Raw genomic sequence first — 15,883 nt, 5'->3', positions numbered from 1 at the left:
GCGATGGCCGGTTAACGCAGGGTTAAGCTGGTCGGGGATTGCGTTTAGCTGCCGCGGCCAGCGCTCAAAAGAGTTTCCTTGCAGTTCAAGATGGTTAGTCGGGATACCCCGTTGCGCCTACTTGCGTCAGTTTGTTCATACTTGCCCATCCACGCAAGTAGAGCGCAAGTAATGAGGCAAGTAACGCAAGTGGGATTCAGTTACATGCCTATCATCAAAAAGCGGCTGACCGACGCCGCAGTGGACAAGCTGCCATTCGAATCAGGCAAGCAAGTCGAGTATCAAGACACCGACGACAAGTTCATCAGACTGATCGTCGGGGCTGGCAGCAAGTCATGGATTGCGCGGGCGTCCTACATGGGCAATCGCAAATACACCACGGTCGGCCAGTATCCCCTGATGCTTGCTAAGGAAGCCAGTGATGCCGCCCGTGCAGCTTGCCGCCATTTCGAGGAGCATGGGGTATGGCCAGGAGTGGTGAAGCGCGAGGCCACGCTTCGCAATGCCCTCGACGCCTATAGCGTTCAGCAGCAGGTCAACAAGCGCAAGGAAGCTACCATTGCCAAGTATCGCCGGACCATCGAACTGTGGTTCAGCGACTGGTTCGACATGCCGTTGAGTTCGATCACCCGCGCTATGCTCGACCACCGCCAGTTGGCTATCGAAACCCGCAAGGGTTTGCCGCGTGGGGTAGGGGTGCGGACGGGCAACGCCAAAGAAGGTCCCGCACCCGAAGCGGCCAAGATGGCGATGACGCAGTTCAAGGCCGTGTTCAACTATGCTTGCATCATCTACCCCGACGCCAACCTCAATCCCGTGGTGGTGAAGAAGTTGGTCGGCGCTAAGAAGAAGTCCGGCAAACAGATCATTGCCACGCAGGACGTCTATGCGCGGCTTTGGACCTATATCACCGAGCAGCGTTCACCTGTGCGGGCGGCTTACCTTGCCATGAAACTCTACACGGGTCTGCGCAAGCCGAGCCTGTCGCAGCTACAATGGTCTGACGTGGACATGAGCGGTGGCGTCATCCACGTTCGCAACAGCAAGCGGGATGTGCCCTTCAACATTCCGATCACCAAGCAGATGGCTGCGATACTGGCTCTGCTGCCGCGCACCGACAGCCCGTGGGTATTCCCGTCTAACCACAACCCGTCGGGGCATCTTGTGACCGAGGAAGGCACAGGGATGCCGTCGAACCCGCATGATTTCCGGCGTCTTTGGGCCACTGCTGCAAAGAAGGCAGGTGTGCCAGATTATGAGCGCCACGTTCTAGGTAACTGGGTGGTTGAGAATGAGGAGGCAGCGGGCTACCTGCAGGATATGTGGGACGATCTTGTCGTGGCGCAACAGGCGATTAGCGACTGGATCGACAAACAAACCGGCGCAGCACCTATTAAGGCGCTTGCGGAGTCCAACTGGTAACGCATAGACTGCAATTAATAGCCGACTAACGCGGCACAGCGCGGGCTATCTAGGTAAAATGCCTATCTGTGGAAACAAGGAGAAAGGCCGATCAACCTTTTGTTTCCACAGGTGCTCTATGGCATCCGACGAAGATCGCATTATCCCGACAAGCCAGCTAAACGAGAACGCCACCCGCTTTGGGTTTCCGGCTGGTTTTAACCTTGCGGGCAAGATTGCTTGGATACGCAATGATACGCGACATCCAGACCGCCCCGCCCCTCCACATATCCAGCTTGGCCTCGAATATGGATACCGTGAATCGGTAATCCGTGACGTTGCCAATGGGCTTTACGATTTGCCCACACGCCGCCGCCGCATTCAAAAGGCTCGCGGACTTTAACGGAATAATGAAAGGCGCAGCGAGATTAGTTTCCGCTGCGCCTTCTTTGTTTCCCGTTTGTGGATGCTCTGCGCATTTAGTAAAATAGCGCAAATGCGTAAATAAGGAGCAAGGGATTGCGTATTCAACTAGCTGCCATGTCGGCGGCGCTCTGCCTATTCGGTTCCGCAGCAATGGCAGATATGAAGTGCTTTTCTCTAACTGACCACTATGTTGAACGAACCGGCGACGTCCTCGATATGTATGAGGCCGAGACGGAAATTAAGCAGCGCTCAGTCCTTAGCACGGCATTTTATGCGGTCCACGGGGAGTTTGGAGATTACATCAGACGCGAAGACGAGGGTTTGCCTCTCAAATCTTGCGCCAATGAACGCTTCATTACGAGGAAAAAGCTGCATGAATTAGATGCGCGGTTTAGTAAGGCGCAGCGCCCACGGAACCCAGTTGAATATGGATCACCGGCATCTAAGAAATGTCTCGACCTAGATCAGAGCTTTGCAAAAGTCGAAAAGCGGCTCACAGCGTATGAGAAAGCAGCCGCTTCATACGACGGCAAAAGGAAGCGTCTTACAGATATTCGATTCGATGCCCTGCAAGCGATAGCGGATATGCTAAAGAGCAATCTGGATCAGAGCCTATCAAGCGTTAAGAGAAAACGGCCGCCGCAAGAAATCATCGCGCATTTGAAACGATGCGATGGTGTCAAGGTCGCGGTGGGTATGAAGATGGATGACTTTCAGTTCCGCTATGAGAAAGCAACTTATACCGCGATTAAGAATGGTTACAAAGGGGCGGAGAACGGAAGATAAACTCTTTGCCATCTAATCTAACTCTTTGTTAGGCGCCTCTTGGGGGAGGCTATATAATTACGTCATAGGTTAAATAACCAGTGGCGAGGTATCTCCCCCATGCGTCAACAACCAATCCCCATACTGCAACCCATCGTTCATTGCAGCGGGAATTTCTCAGTAAAACTCGGCTCTGCCTCAACGCAACACGTTGCGCGTATCGCGCTTGAATATGCGGCGGGGCTTGCCCGAAGCATGGAAGACGGCAAGTTAGAGGGAGGCCCAGCGGAATATGTCAAAGCAGCAGAAACCGCTAGGCAGGGCTTCCGTGATGCTGAAGCAACCGTCGAGGGGGCAAGCGATCTTCTCGAAGCCAAGCGCCTTGCTATCAAGATCCTTGAGGGGACAGCCGCCGACTATCCGGCAGGACTCGCAGCGGAGCCTCTGGTGGCCTGCGCCCTCGAAATGCGCAGCGCTGCTGACAGCCTTCTCTCCGTTGCGCCCAATGCCGCAGAGGCCGATCTGTCTGAGGTGCTTCACGGCCTGCGCGAAGCCGAGCAACAGCTAGCCATCGACATCGAGACCGCCAAGCGCAAGCTAGGGCCGTGCGAGGCCGAGGCTCGCAGGTGCGTCGGCGCAGCATGGGCGGCATGTGACGGACACCCGGTGGCCCGCCAGCGCTTCGCAGAACACAGTCTAAAAGACTTCCTGCCGACCCATTGGCCTAAAGGAATCCAACCGTCGGGGGCAAAGCAGCTTGTGGCTGATGCTGTGTCTCAGCGCCGCCTGACAGCGCATGAGAAGCGCAATGAGCGCAGGCGCCATATGACCCCGGCGGAACTGGCGGTGGAGCGTGCTCGTGCCGCTGATGCCGCCGCAGAGGCCCGTAATCAAAAGGCGGCCGAGAACATCCACCGCATCATGGGAGGTGGCAAATGACCGAAGCACCTTGGGCTCACCGTGATCGCGTTAAGGCGGCAACTGCAAAAGCCTCCAATGAGGTAGCGCGGTCATCCGTGAAAGCAGCGCTTGCCACCACCGCCCCCGCACCCGCTGACAGCACGGTCATGACGGTGGGCATCTACAAGAAGTCGCGCCTAGCGATGATGGAAGCTACGGCGCGTCTGGTCAAAGAGGAACGCGATGCCCTGCGCGTCGAGGATGCAAAGCTGCGCAGCGAGGCCGATGAACTCCGTAGCCAGGTCGCCGCGCTGGTGGCTGAGGTTAAGGAGTTGCGCAGCGAGATCAAGCTAGCCGGAAACTATGCCCCCGACGCCATGTATCAGAACGCCACCGCTGCAAAGCTAGCGGCGCTCAAAGCAGGCATGGTGAAATACTCGATCGGTTTCATGCGTGAACGCGCCTGCTTTGTAGACGGCAAAGAAAATGCAGGAATCGTCATGCGGGGGGCTTTGTCAAAATGAGCGCCACCGCCATGACGTATCAAGACCAGCCGCAGACCGCCTATGATGTCTGCCAGCATGAAATCGCACACGCGGTTTCGGCTTGTCTGACCCTGCACCGCACCGCCCCTAAATATTATTCGGATATGTTGCTGCATATCGACGCTAAAGGCGCGGTGTTTGTGACGTTCACCGGCGAGGTTCCGGCGCATATCAGGAAAAAGGTAATGGCGCTTGCGGCACTGGGTCCACTCGCCCTGATGCCGCAGGAGCATATTGCCGAAACCTTGCGTCTGGCAGCCTATGAGAAGGCGGGTGTTCTATCCGACCGCGATATTTCCGTCCTGTATGAGATCACCACCAGCAAGAATGAACGCGATACCTCGATCCTAGCGACCTTGGCGCATTTCAATATCTATGCAGAAAAGCTAGCGCGGGTGACGGATGAGCTTATCGGAATCACCGATCTCGACATCCTTGCACCGCTCTTGGTGCCGCGAGAGATGGCGCATGTGTCAAATACAACGTCGCTGATGCTCGGCTTGGACCAGCGGCTTGGTCAATCCTATAAGGGGACTCTGCGCAATGCCCGCGATAAAATTGCCAAAGGATAACGGCCGCGTTGTTCATGCTGCGCAGCATGTGCTTGCCTATTACTTCCAGCGTGTAAATGGGTTGGTGAGATATGACCGTTACGATAATGCTGCTGTCCTAATCGCCACCAAAAGCTATCACCGGCAAAGATTCCCGATGACTAGTTTCGGTGTCATGGTCGTCATGGCGCTCAACAATATCCGTAATGGACGCCTGTGCAACTTCCCCAAAGATGATGCGGAACGACTGGTGGGCATAAGATTGCATCGCCATGTCATAACCGAACATGGGCAGTCCGAATTGCAAGCAGCAATGCTCCTTGCCGGATATATCGACCGTCACGATATTGACATGCGAATGGCGCAGGAAGCCGATGATCAATCTGGCGTCGTCGCGTTTTGCTATGATGATATGGCGGCCCTCGATTCGCCGTTTACCGCAATCAAGCGCTTTGCGACATTCGGCAATAAGGAAATGCAGACGGGACTGGTTAAGCTGCTTCCCGATGTTGATGTCGAGGCATTCAGGCCGATTATCTCCCCCATAGCAGAAGACGCGGTGCAAGGAATCCGTGAAACGCTCGAACGCGATCCCGAAGAAGCCGCGTGGCTCACCTTCCAAATCGCCCGAGAACTCGAAAAGCTGTCGCACAGGAGTCAGGAATAATGCAAATCGACTATTTCGGCTTCACCTACAATGAAGCCATCGCTCCGGCCTTCATCCTTTTTGATACCGGCAATCCGCGCAACCATTTTATCTGCCACCGTCCTAGCGGGCGTTTGCTGGAACTCGAAAAAGTTATGGTGACGCTCGAAGACGCTGGCTATGTGCCGGAAAAAGGCGAAATGGGATATGCTGACAGGTGGCTCGGCGACCATACTCAATACGGCATTCCGGGGCTCGCCACCGCCGTCTATCTGCCGGAGCAAGAAGACCCCGACGTGGTTCCGCCTGCCGCCGAGTTCAATGGTGCGCCGCCTCACAGCCTCGCGCAGCTGATGCGCCTCCGGCTTGCTATGCCCGCAACGCCCTGGACGAAAGGGCGCTATGCGAAGCTAGGCGACGGCTCCGAGGTGCATTTCGGTCGCAGAGGCTGGCAGCTTGGGCGCGCCCCTGCGTAGAACAGCGCAGATCACCGTGCGCAGCGTGGCGCAGATGGCTGCTAGAGGGGGCTCGGCTATAGGGGTAGCTGAGAACGCCTCGCAGCCATCATCTGCGCGTTTAGCCGGGCTTGCGCCGGATGCCGAAGTTGCGCTGCATCGTCCGGTCCAGCTTCCCCGTGGCAAACATTGAATAGCAGAGAAAATTCTCTGCAACTGCTCTCGGTGAGCACAACTCGGCAAGCCAGGGTGTGCGTCAGGCCTGAAGTCTGGCACGATGAAGATTCTTGAAGCTTCAGCAAACGCAACGTAAGCGATGTAGCGCTTTGGGGTCCCAGCATTGCGACGCGAAGGGGGATGGGATAGCTTGGCGTTGACAGAAAACTTGGCACTTCTACGGTGCTGGCAGAAAACGAGACTTGCTCAACGCCCATGGACGACCTACGTCTTCACGATTTTTCGAACACTTCGCTTGATGACGCTATAAGCCTCATCGAGGCAGAGATACGGGACGAGTACCTACAGCCACACACCTACCCGTGGGTCATCGGCTATTCAGGTGGCAAGGACAGTACGCTTGTTGCTCACTTGGTCTTTAAGGTTCTTTTGACACTGCCGCGCAGTCAGCGCACGAGAGAAGTACACATCGTGTCAAATGATACGCTTGTTGAGAGTCCTCTCGTAATTAAGCATATCGTAGATAGCTTGGAACAGATCCACGACGCTGCAATGGCCCTTCGCTTGCCTGTTAAAACGCAGATCACGCGACCTGAAATTTCACAGACCTTTTGGGTAAATTTAATCGGCCGAGGTTATCCCTCGCCAAATAGAACTTTTCGTTGGTGTACAGATCGGATGAAAATCCAGCCGACAAGTTCTTACATCAAGTCCCGCATTGATGAAGCACAAAATGTCATTTTATTGCTTGGTGTACGCCGCAGCGAATCTGCAACACGCGCTGCTTCCGTTAAGCGTTATGATAATGGCGAGCGTTTAAATCGACACAACGATCTTGTCGGTTGTTTGGTCTTTCGACCCATCGTTGAGCTCACAACTGATGACGTGTGGGAGTACCTCGGCGAAAATGATGCCCCATGGGGCGGTGACCATAGAAAGCTGATCAAGCTTTATCGTGACGCCGGAGGCGGAGAGTGCCCAGTCGTTACTCAGAAGTCAGATGCTCCTTCCTGTGGTAGTTCCTCATCGCGCTTCGGATGTTGGACTTGTACGGTTGTTGACAAAGACAGAAGCCTTGAGGGCTTCGTTGAGTCCGGATTCTCTGAATTTGGAGCGCTGCTAGATTTTCGTGACTGGCTCGTTTCTATTCGCAATAACCCTGAAAAGCGGCAAGCGCGACGTAGAAATGGATCTATTACGATCACAAGCACCGGAACCTACATTCCTGGGCCGTTCACAATGGACGCGAGAAGCGAAATACTAGATCGACTCCTTGGGATACAGGCTGATTTAGATGTTGAGCTGATTTCAAGTAATGAGATTGAGGAAATTAAGCGAGTCTGGTCGGAAGAACTGACCTCGAATGCGTCTAAACGTGCACGTACGACGGTCGATACGGTGAAAAAGGATAAGACATGACCCAGAATGTCGTCGTATTGTTTGACAACTCAGAAGGAAGATCTCTTGTTCGTGAAGAGTGCATAGCGAACAAAATCTACTATCAAGAGTTTGTCGAGCTTGTGCAAGCCGAAGTCGATCAGACCGGCAAGCAGAGGAAGAAAGGTCTTTGGGATTCTTTCGATGACATTCTTGATCGAATTGAGATCGGAGATTGATCCTTTATGTACCTAAAGAGCATTGTACTTCGTGACTGGAAGGCCTACGCAGTCGCATCATTCGAATTCCCCGCTCCCACTAGTGCCAAGAATATCATTCTGATTGGCGCACAGAATGGGTACGGTAAAACGTCTCTTTTTGAGGCTATCGTGCTTGGCCTTTTTGGGCAGAGTGGATTACCTCTCGTGGCCCGTTCTCCGTTTTCAAGTGACGACAAGCAGAGGCTGGCAACCTCTTATAGGTCATTTCTTGAAAAAGCTCTCCATCGAGGCGCAATCGACGCTGGCCGAAGTTCATGTTCGGTTAAGTTGACGTTTGTTGATGACGATGAAGAGATTGAAATTCAGCGCGTATGGTACTTTAGCGAACGTGGTCAATTCAAGCCGTCGGATGAAGAGGTCCGGATACTCGAAGGCTCAACTAAGAAGGTTGTCGGTCCACGTTCAGCAGACGATGGAGATGATTTAGAGTGGTATCGAGACTACATAGCTAAGCGCTTCTTGCCTTATTATCTAGCGGCCTTTTTCTTGTTCGACGGTGAACAGGTTAGTGCTTTTGCTGAGCGTGAAATGGCTGCGCAAGTCCGCTCTGGCATTGAAGGGCTGCTGGGAATTCCGGTGTTGCGGGAGCTTGCGCAGGACTTGCGTGCTTACGCTCGCGTCCGCAAAGGCGAGGTGAATAACGTTAGCGATAATACCATAGAAAGAATTGAACTTGACCTCGATAACCTAAATTTCCAGCGGGGGAAGCGGAGCGAAAGAATTGCTGAACTTGAGCCAGAGCATATTAATCTCAAGGAGCAGCGTGAAAAGCTCACGCGGGAGCTCGCAAGCTTTGGCGCTGGATCGCAAGCGCAGTTTCAGGAACAGTACGAGAAACTAAATCGCTTACAGAGAAGCGTTGAGGATGGGAAATCCCATTTGGAGTCGCTATTAGCTCAAGATATTGCACCTGCGCTTTGCGGGCGAGGATTGCGTGAACAGCTTAAAAAGAGCCTCCAAGGGGAAATTATTCGGCAAAAATGGGTGGCAGGCCGCCAGCAAGGCGACGCGAACCTTGAGCGCTATGTTGCAAGCGTTCGCACGTCATTGGAGCGCGTCCAACCTCACCTTGATAGCATTCAGAAAGATTCCGTCGTTTCGATTGCGCGAGAAGCCTGGGAAACCCTCTGGAGCCCACCGCCGGAAGGCGTTTCTCAAAAAATTCTTCATTCCTATTTGAATGAAATTGACCGTGTGAAGGTTATCGAAAAGATTGATGCTCTGGACGAACTTGGAGCACCAACCGTCGTTGAATTGCTTGATCAAATTTCTGCTGACGAGGATGCGCAGTACAAGTTGCAGCAGGAAATTTTGCGTACCGAGACAATCACTCCTCACATCGACAAAAAGAAGAATGAGCTTAATGCAATCAATGCTCGTTTGAGCGAGGTTGATCAGGAGCTTGGCGCTTTCCGGCGTGAAATAGTGGTGTACGATGCCGACATCGCCAAGAGAAATGCAGAGTTGTCGAAGCTCTCCGGCCAGTGGGATCAGGCGAAGCCCTCACTCCGTCGCGCGAGCCGTGCTCTGAAAGTTGCAAGTATGGTCGACACAATAGTTGCGCAAGCTGTTCCAAGTCAGATCAACGCCGTAGCGAAAGCGATGACGGATGCTCATCACTCGATGGCTCATAAAAAGGACCTCGTTGATCGCATCGAAATTACAGAAGAGTGCGAAGTTAAACTGCTTAATTCACAAGGGGTAGATTTGAGAAACTTCGATCTATCTGCTGGGGAAAAACAAATTTTCACGCAAGCATTGATTTCTGCGGTGGCATCGGTTTCCCAAAGATCTTTCCCGATGGTTATCGACACGCCCCTTGGCCGTCTAGATACCGAACATCGTAATGGCGTTCTGCGCCATTTGGTGCAACGCGGGCATCAAGTTATCTTGCTTACGACAAACACTGAGGTCGTGGGTGAGTACCTGGACGCTATAGAGCCACATATCCAGAAGAAGTATCTGGTGAGCTTTGAGCGAATGGGTGATATTGGAGTGTCGTCCGTTTCCGAGGGTTATTTTGAGGATGGAGCCCGTCAATGACTATTTCTATCGTTGACATTGCAGGGGCAAATTTCCGCACTGACGAAGCCTCCGACGAATTGAACAGCGAGTTCATGAAGCGGCTCGGTATGCGAAAACGCTACTTGCCTGCGCGTCTTGCGCTATCTCGATCTCTTGGAGTTCCATCACGCCCGGAGTCGATTTCGTCGGATTCCGATTGGGGGAAAACCATAAAAGGTGACACATTTTTTGGAACCGGCGCGGATCTGATGACCTGGGTTTCCTTGATTGTTCAACATGGTCCAGATCAGGAATACGACGTTCGTGGGCTTGTGGGCGCAGTTGCAGCGCATTGGCGTCGTGGGATCAATTTGCTTGATGCAGACTGGCGGCAGAGTGGCGAGGACATCTCACGCTTTGTTCGTAAACTCGTTGAGCATGCTGAATTGCCATTGGCTGGGCGGATGAAGCACCGTGAACGAACTCAGAATGTCGACCCGTTTTCTAGCAATGAGTTAATATCTGTCCCTGTTGGCGAGATTTCGACAGATGCAAACTCCGGTGCTGCCATAGAATGGGTCCTGAATGGCCCGGGATGCTCGCCGCATAGCGCAGTAATGGGAGGTGTCGGGTCCGGCAAAACGAGGACAGCCGTATCCATTCTTCGGGCGGTGCGAAAGGCGGCGCCGATACCTATAATTGCGTTTGATTTTAAGGGAGATCTAGCGACCGACGAATCTGGCGGTGGGTATCATCTGGAGCAGCTATATGACGCGACTGTTATCGAGCCTCCCAGGATGCCTGTCCCGCTCAATGTGCTGGCTTTGCGGTCGCGGGACGACATTGATCTTTCGCAAGCTGCTTCACGGTTTCGCGAATCATTTTCTCGCCTTAAGGGGGCGAGGCTCGGCGACAAGCAACGTGACGCAGTCTATGAAGCAGCATCTAGGGCATTGCGTTCGCAGACGCCCTGTCAGTTGGACGATTTTCAAAGAGAACTGATCAGCATCTATGCCGAGCGTGAGATGAAGGAGGATGGAGCAATCGCGGCCGCACGCGAAATATGCCGCTTCCCGTTGTTCACTCCAGAATTGACGCCGGATGAGTTCTTCAGTCGGTCTTGGATTATCAAGCTCCCGCCTCATGTGGTTGAGGAAAGCCGGTCTATTGTTGTCAATCTCGTACTTGATGCCCTAGACCAATATTTAAACAGTTTGCCTGACACCGCAGTTGCTGAGGATGGCAGTCGTGGAATGCGGATCATTGCAATGATCGATGAGGCTCATCGAGTTCTTGGCTCTCGACTTCCGTCTCTGTCGAACTTGGTCCGTATGAGCCGTTCAAAGGGCGGGGCTGTCATGCTCATATCCCAGAGCCCTGATGATTTTTCAGGTGAAGATGATGATTTCTTGAGCGAGATGGGCTTGGTTGCTGCATTCTCAACTAATGCGCCGTCGAAGGCGGCAACACGAGTTCTGGGTCGAGGTGCAAATTTGGCAACGCTCTCGACCGGTCAGGCCTATGTAAAACGTCGCGGCGACCAAGCGGCGCGAAAAGCCCAATCTTGGTCGCCCACCTAAACGATTATTTCCGCACTACGAAGGCGTGGCCTCCGGCAACCTCGGAGGCACTTTCTAGCACAACGCCAAGCTGTTGGCACATGTGCGGAATATCTATTTGCGCGACTGGATCGGTAGTTTCGATCAACAGAAGTTGACCGGCAGCCATGCTCTTGAGAGCTTTTTTTGCTTTGATGACCGGAATCGGGCAAAGCGTTCCGCGAACGTCTAGGTGTTGGTCGTATGTCATGGTTGGTCTCCGGTTTTTGATTGTCCATGCTGGTGTTGTGCTCACCATGTCAACGGGATATGCGCAATCATGCGCAGGTGAAGGTCTAGACCGTGTCCCGGACGATCTTGAAGGGCCGCTAATATATTAGTTCGTTAAAAGATTCCGCGACCCGGCGCGCTGGCCCACCCGAGCTGCGTTCTTCTCCACCGCCCCCCCGCCGGATGGCCCCCCCACGGGCTCATCGCCGATCCATCCAAGGACCATCCGTGGATGCCACCACAGGGCCGCGCTGTGGACCGCACAAGGCAGCGACCATGCAGCCCCATACCACCCCTGCGGCAGACGCCAGCAGCCTTCTACGCCAAAGACGTCACAGCGCAGCCACAGCCGCATTGTTGCAACGACCTATAGGCTGACGGCTTCGTCCTCAGCTGACATCGCAGCACCCGAACGGATGCACCCGCCAGCCAACCAGCCGCACCGCCACCACACCACCTGGCCCACATCCGCAACAGCTTGACGATGAGCCTGAGGCATCAGGGCTAGCCCACAGCAGGTGCAGCGTCAGTTGCGCAGACGCGGTATTTACGCTTGACCAATATATTGAGAAAATCTCCACCGTTGCCACAAGAGAACAAAGCGGATACGATGATGACGGGAGGGCATAACCATCTTGGGAAATTGGAGAGATGAATGGGTAAGGCCTTTAACGTCGCAGATAGTTTCCTCATTCGGAATCCACTCGGTCAACCGGGTGTAGTCCAAGAAGTAGAAGCAGGCGTTCGCCCGGTCGATCTGCTGCCGACGGGATACTATGCGGATAACGAAGTCCGTTGCAGCTTCTGCACTCAACGTCAGGCTCACCGCCGAGGGTATTTCGCTGTCCTACCTGACGGCGCACTGGCCCTCTGCGGTAACTGCTGCGCGATCAAGATAGCAGGGAAAGAAACGGTAGGTGCGATTGACCGGCGCCGAAACCTCGCAGCCTCCGGTTTAAAAAGGAAAGAGGCTGCGGATCGGCTGACTGCTGGATTGCCCGCGGTGATGGAGGCTTTAGAAGATGGGCCACTTCATGCCGAGGCCACAATTCGGAAAACCTTGCAAAAACTCCATGATGTCTTTGGTGGCTCTGGGTATGTCCCCGATGCTATGATCTCGCATGGTGCCGGCGGTCTCAAATCCGTTCTAAAAGCTGTCACAAACGACAACTTCTCGGAAAAGGATGTTCCGGCGTTGATGCAGAAAAAGGCGAAAGCTATTTCTCTGATCAAGTCCGGGGTGGAGATGTTACCTGAGCGCCGACGCTTAATCTCTTACCCTGCGATAGGCGAGTTCCTAAAGGAAACTCATGCAAGGAATGGGTGGGTGATCAAATGGAACGGTCAGACTATCGAATACCGGAAAGTCCCTGATGCAGAACCCCGAACAATCTTCATAGAACCACTCCATGTTGATATTCGTCGGGTCAAGGCGATCCTCTCAGGGATGTAAGGGCAATAACTGCCATCGCCAATCGACGACAATGCGCGCCCATGTAGCACAAAAATAGCCCATGTGATGCTTTGAATAGCCCATGTGATTTTCCCACATGGGCGCGCTTTTTTCCTTTGTTTTCAAGCATGGCGCTCATGTTGCTATAGTTGCTATAGTAGTTATTTGTCTCTGCATCAAAACACAGCGTCACGTCAGTCAAGCCGACCGCGCAGCAAAAAACGCTGATCGCGTCACAAACTTGATTTAACATGGGCAACTAGGGCAACATGAGCGCCACCCTTGATATCACTAGCAAAAAGCGCGCCCTAGTGATTTTACTACATGGGCTATTTTTTAGCACATGGGCTATTTGCTTTCCGCTAATGCAATGTGCGCCAACTACCCGCATAGGGTGTGGCGCACATCTTCTATGTTTAGCAACGTCATTCTACCTTGCAAGCGCTTTTATTAATGACGTGCTTTGCTGATCTGGTCCGTGACATCATCGCTGAACATGTCGTCCAGTATTGGATCGTGGGTTTCCTTTTGCGCCTCTGCCCCGCGTTCAAAAGGGATCACCTCGGCGTCGGTATCCCCCCAGTCAATGCTGCCCCCAATCGCCGCCTCGATCAACTTACGGGCTTCTTCCAGTGGTGGCAGGCAGTAGATATAATCGCCAGACTGGCCTTTGCGCTTCTGCTTCACGGTCTTCTTCGGGAACAGGTATTTTCCAACGTCTTTGCCAAGTTTCTGCCCTGTCTCCGTTCCACCTTTACGGGTATTGTGCTTGCACCACTCGCGGTATGCAGCAAAGAAGTGGGGCTTGTTGATCTCAAACGTCGCGCCGCGAGTCCATGATTCAGTTCGCGTTCCTGCGCTGCTCTTATACGGCCACTCGATCTCGCCAAGGGTCAGCACGTCAACCAGCCATTTCAGGAACGTCGGTGCGGCTTCCAGCTTCTGGTCCGCCAGTGCCTTGGTCTGTGGCACTTTGCGGATATTGAACGCGCTGAGGTCCATCGCCTTCAGGTCGTGCAGCATAGCCTCGCGGCCTCCGGCGTTCATCTGCTCGCGCAGCGGCTTGAAGTAGGCATCGTCCTGCTTGTGCTTTTCGCTGACATCCATGACGCAGAAGCGACGTTCATCGAGGCCAGCCGGGACCACATAGTCATTGTTCGAAGACACGATCACCCCGAGGTGGTTGTCGGCTTGTATGGCTTTGCGGCCCTTGCCCTCGAACCCAAGCTGCTCGCCGGTGATCATGGCTTTGAGGACGCCCTCATGGCGCTTGTCCCCGGCCCAGAACGCTTCGTCAGCCCCCAGCAGGCAACAGTCCATGAGGTGGTCGTTGAAGCGCCCCATGACCTGATCGCCATGCGCCGTCATGTAGAAGTGCTGGCCGAACAGCTTCCCATAGTTCTCGAAGAAGGTGTTCTTGCCGACGCCGCGCCCACCGCGCAGCACCAGCGCAACGCCGGGGACGCTGCACGGGTTCTGGATCTTCCAGGCCATCCAGCCAAGCACATAGTCAAACAGCTCTTGGTCTCCGGCGCAGATCACTTCGCGGACGTGGTCTTCAAACAGGGACCAGTCACCGGGATTTGGTTCCACAGCGAAGCCTTGCCAGAGGTTCAGGTGGTCGGGCCATTCGTTCTCGGGGTCGAGGACGACTCCAGCAAAGGTCTTGCGGTTGCGGTCCTTGAGGTAGGTGTCAGCCAATTGGGCCTCCACCATCTTCTGTCCCTGCATCACCCAGACAGTTTCGTTGATGAGCAGGTTTTTGAACTGCGTGAATGTCTGCGTCTCCCATTCGCGGCGGGTGTGGAAGCGGCTGGGGCGAACCTTGCTATGCATGACCACTGGCTCACCGCCGCGATCAACCACATGGAAGCGCTGGACCATCAGTTCCACGACATCGTCATAGTAGGGGATATCCGATTGCCCGATGCCGAACTGGCGCGTCTTGCACAACTCTTTGTTGCAGACGCCACAGATCGGATCTTCCTTGCATTTGTAGAACGCATTCTCCGTCTTCCACACCGACTTGGCGATGGGCTTGACCTCTTTGTCTGACAACGACGGGCGGCAAAGGCGGTTATTGTCCGCCTTCAGCATCTCGTCCAGCGATGCAGCATCCGAGGCCATGCCAGCGCGCTTGTAGAACACGCCCAAGCTGTAGAGGAAATTGTTGCGGTTGTGTTCGAGAACGCCCGCACCCACGATCTTCTGCAAGCACGGTGGACCTTCGTAGAGTGCGGTTCCCGGCTGGTTCAGCTTGGCGTCAGCGGCTGTCTCTTGCGCCGTAGGGCGGCGGGTGTCGCGGGTCAGCTGGGGTAGTGCCTGATCCAGCTTCTGCACCGCCTGAGCGTCCAGCCTCGCAGCTTTGCAGCGCTGGAAGAACACGTCCGCTGGCAGCGGTCCGTCAGGCGACCAGCCGAGGCGGTTGGTGCCATTGTAGCAGAGGTTGAGGCCGTTCCCCTTGTTGCCGAGGGGATTGGCGTTCATGTCGTAATCGACCAATTCCTGCTTCGGGAAAGCGTCGATCTTGTCCACGGCAAGCCCAAGTGCCTGGGCGATATGCTGCCTTAGACGTTTCATCAAGTTGTTCGCCAGCGACGCCGGGGTCAGTTCGGCAAAGAAGACATGGGCATGGACGCCACCAGACTTGCTGATGGTCATCAGCACCGGAATGCCGAGGGCTTCCAGCGTCGCGGCAACATCCGCAGCCAGTTTATTACGTTCTTCCGGCGTTTCGGTATAGTGGTCAATATCGACGGCTGCACGGTTGCAGTGGTCGCGATTATAATCGCCTGCTTCGGCATTGGGGCCGAGGCAGTTAAGGACGATGCTGAGGCCGATGCGACCAGTCAGGTGGTCCTGAAACTCAATCGGTTCCAGCGTATCCGTTACTGTGTAGTAACTGGCCTCTACCTTTTCGCCATTCAGGACCTTATCGCGGTCTCCGATGGGCATTGTTGCAGAAGCCCAGTCTGAGCCAGACTTTCCCCTTTCCCCCTTGAGATCAGGCCACGCGATCAATCTCGGCAGTGCCGAGGGCGTTGAAGCGGTTCATCAGTGCAATGCGGATGTG

At 54.3% G+C, this 15,883-nt stretch carries 14 protein-coding genes; 12 read left to right on the top strand and 2 right to left on the bottom strand.

Annotated elements, in window-relative coordinates; genetic code table 11:
- The first annotated feature begins 204 nt into the window (after positions 1–204).
- The 11 genes from ESZ60_RS15035 to ESZ60_RS14985 all read left to right on the top strand — a co-directional run bounded on the left by ESZ60_RS15035 (position 205) and on the right by ESZ60_RS14985 (position 11,108).
- Positions 205–1,422: a tyrosine-type recombinase/integrase gene (locus ESZ60_RS15035; protein WP_167620174.1), complete on the top strand. Its 1,218-nt coding sequence runs from the start codon at positions 205–207 to the stop codon at positions 1,420–1,422.
- A 498-nt stretch (positions 1,423–1,920) separates the two neighbouring features.
- Complete coding sequence (locus ESZ60_RS15030; protein ID WP_134681552.1) at positions 1,921–2,613, top strand: hypothetical protein; 693 nt, start codon at positions 1,921–1,923, stop codon at positions 2,611–2,613.
- A gap of 99 nt (positions 2,614–2,712) precedes the next feature.
- Complete coding sequence (locus tag ESZ60_RS15025) at positions 2,713–3,531, top strand: hypothetical protein (RefSeq protein WP_134681551.1); 819 nt, start codon at positions 2,713–2,715, stop codon at positions 3,529–3,531.
- Positions 3,528–4,016 carry a hypothetical protein gene (locus ESZ60_RS15020; protein WP_134681550.1) on the top strand — a complete coding sequence of 163 codons (489 nt, stop codon included), beginning with the start codon at positions 3,528–3,530 and terminating at the stop codon, positions 4,014–4,016. The genes ESZ60_RS15025 and ESZ60_RS15020 overlap by 4 nt, the downstream gene beginning before the upstream one ends.
- Positions 4,013–4,609, top strand: a complete 597-nt coding sequence (locus ESZ60_RS15015; protein WP_134681549.1) for a hypothetical protein — start codon at positions 4,013–4,015, stop codon at positions 4,607–4,609. The genes ESZ60_RS15020 and ESZ60_RS15015 overlap by 4 nt, the downstream gene beginning before the upstream one ends.
- Positions 4,581–5,255 (top strand): hypothetical protein, encoded by a 675-nt coding sequence (locus tag ESZ60_RS15010; protein WP_134681548.1) that lies wholly within the window; start codon positions 4,581–4,583, stop codon positions 5,253–5,255. The genes ESZ60_RS15015 and ESZ60_RS15010 overlap by 29 nt, the downstream gene beginning before the upstream one ends.
- Entirely contained in the window at positions 5,255–5,710 is a 456-nt protein-coding gene (locus tag ESZ60_RS15005) for a hypothetical protein (protein ID WP_134681547.1), read from the top strand. The genes ESZ60_RS15010 and ESZ60_RS15005 overlap by 1 nt, the downstream gene beginning before the upstream one ends.
- 411 nt (positions 5,711–6,121) lie before the next feature.
- Complete coding sequence (gene dndC / locus ESZ60_RS15000; protein ID WP_134681546.1) at positions 6,122–7,285, top strand: DNA phosphorothioation system sulfurtransferase DndC; 1,164 nt, start codon at positions 6,122–6,124, stop codon at positions 7,283–7,285.
- Entirely contained in the window at positions 7,282–7,482 is a 201-nt protein-coding gene (locus tag ESZ60_RS14995) for a hypothetical protein (RefSeq protein ID WP_134681545.1), read from the top strand. The genes dndC and ESZ60_RS14995 overlap by 4 nt, the downstream gene beginning before the upstream one ends.
- Positions 7,483–7,488: 6 nt before the next feature.
- Complete coding sequence (gene dndD / locus ESZ60_RS14990; RefSeq protein WP_134681544.1) at positions 7,489–9,567, top strand: DNA sulfur modification protein DndD; 2,079 nt, start codon at positions 7,489–7,491, stop codon at positions 9,565–9,567.
- On the top strand, positions 9,564–11,108 hold the full coding sequence (locus ESZ60_RS14985; RefSeq protein WP_134681543.1) for a DndE family protein: 1,545 nt from the start codon (positions 9,564–9,566) through the stop codon (positions 11,106–11,108). The genes dndD and ESZ60_RS14985 overlap by 4 nt, the downstream gene beginning before the upstream one ends.
- Before the next feature lie 4 nt (positions 11,109–11,112).
- On the opposite strand, the gene ESZ60_RS14980 is transcribed toward ESZ60_RS14985, so the two are convergent.
- Complete coding sequence (locus tag ESZ60_RS14980; protein WP_134681542.1) at positions 11,113–11,337, bottom strand: sulfurtransferase TusA family protein; 225 nt, start codon at positions 11,335–11,337, stop codon at positions 11,113–11,115.
- A 675-nt stretch (positions 11,338–12,012) separates the two neighbouring features.
- On the opposite strand from ESZ60_RS14980, the gene ESZ60_RS14975 reads away from it, so the two are divergent.
- Positions 12,013–12,810: a hypothetical protein gene (locus ESZ60_RS14975; protein WP_134681541.1), complete on the top strand. Its 798-nt coding sequence runs from the start codon at positions 12,013–12,015 to the stop codon at positions 12,808–12,810.
- A gap of 450 nt (positions 12,811–13,260) precedes the next feature.
- Here ESZ60_RS14975 and ESZ60_RS14970 read toward each other — a convergent pair whose 3' ends face one another.
- On the bottom strand, positions 13,261–15,765 hold the full coding sequence (locus ESZ60_RS14970; RefSeq protein ID WP_134681540.1) for a DUF5906 domain-containing protein: 2,505 nt from the start codon (positions 15,763–15,765) through the stop codon (positions 13,261–13,263).
- Positions 15,766–15,883: the final 118 nt, after the last annotated feature.

This window comes from Paracoccus ravus, assembly GCF_004522175.1.
GTDB lineage: Bacteria > Pseudomonadota > Alphaproteobacteria > Rhodobacterales > Rhodobacteraceae > Paracoccus > Paracoccus ravus.
The sequence above is the reverse complement of the archived record's forward strand: the minus strand, read 5'-3'. Positions and strand labels throughout refer to the sequence as shown.

Excerpts from the sequence above, each read along its gene's own strand:
- ESZ60_RS15035 (WP_167620174.1), top strand. The coding sequence starts at position 205 with ATGCCTATCATCAAAAAGCGGCTGACCGACGCCGCAGTGGACAAGCTG.
- ESZ60_RS15025 (WP_134681551.1), top strand. The coding sequence starts at position 2,713 with ATGCGTCAACAACCAATCCCCATACTGCAACCCATCGTTCATTGCAGC.
- ESZ60_RS15020 (WP_134681550.1), top strand. The coding sequence starts at position 3,528 with ATGACCGAAGCACCTTGGGCTCACCGTGATCGCGTTAAGGCGGCAACT.
- ESZ60_RS15015 (WP_134681549.1), top strand. The coding sequence starts at position 4,013 with ATGAGCGCCACCGCCATGACGTATCAAGACCAGCCGCAGACCGCCTAT.
- ESZ60_RS15010 (WP_134681548.1), top strand. The coding sequence starts at position 4,581 with ATGCCCGCGATAAAATTGCCAAAGGATAACGGCCGCGTTGTTCATGCT.
- ESZ60_RS15005 (WP_134681547.1), top strand. The coding sequence starts at position 5,255 with ATGCAAATCGACTATTTCGGCTTCACCTACAATGAAGCCATCGCTCCG.
- dndC (WP_134681546.1), top strand. The coding sequence starts at position 6,122 with ATGGACGACCTACGTCTTCACGATTTTTCGAACACTTCGCTTGATGAC.
- ESZ60_RS14995 (WP_134681545.1), top strand. The coding sequence starts at position 7,282 with ATGACCCAGAATGTCGTCGTATTGTTTGACAACTCAGAAGGAAGATCT.
- dndD (WP_134681544.1), top strand. The coding sequence starts at position 7,489 with ATGTACCTAAAGAGCATTGTACTTCGTGACTGGAAGGCCTACGCAGTC.
- ESZ60_RS14985 (WP_134681543.1), top strand. The coding sequence starts at position 9,564 with ATGACTATTTCTATCGTTGACATTGCAGGGGCAAATTTCCGCACTGAC.
- ESZ60_RS14980 (WP_134681542.1), bottom strand. The coding sequence starts at position 11,337 with ATGACATACGACCAACACCTAGACGTTCGCGGAACGCTTTGCCCGATT.
- ESZ60_RS14975 (WP_134681541.1), top strand. The coding sequence starts at position 12,013 with ATGGGTAAGGCCTTTAACGTCGCAGATAGTTTCCTCATTCGGAATCCA.
- ESZ60_RS14970 (WP_134681540.1), bottom strand. The coding sequence starts at position 15,765 with ATGCCCATCGGAGACCGCGATAAGGTCCTGAATGGCGAAAAGGTAGAG.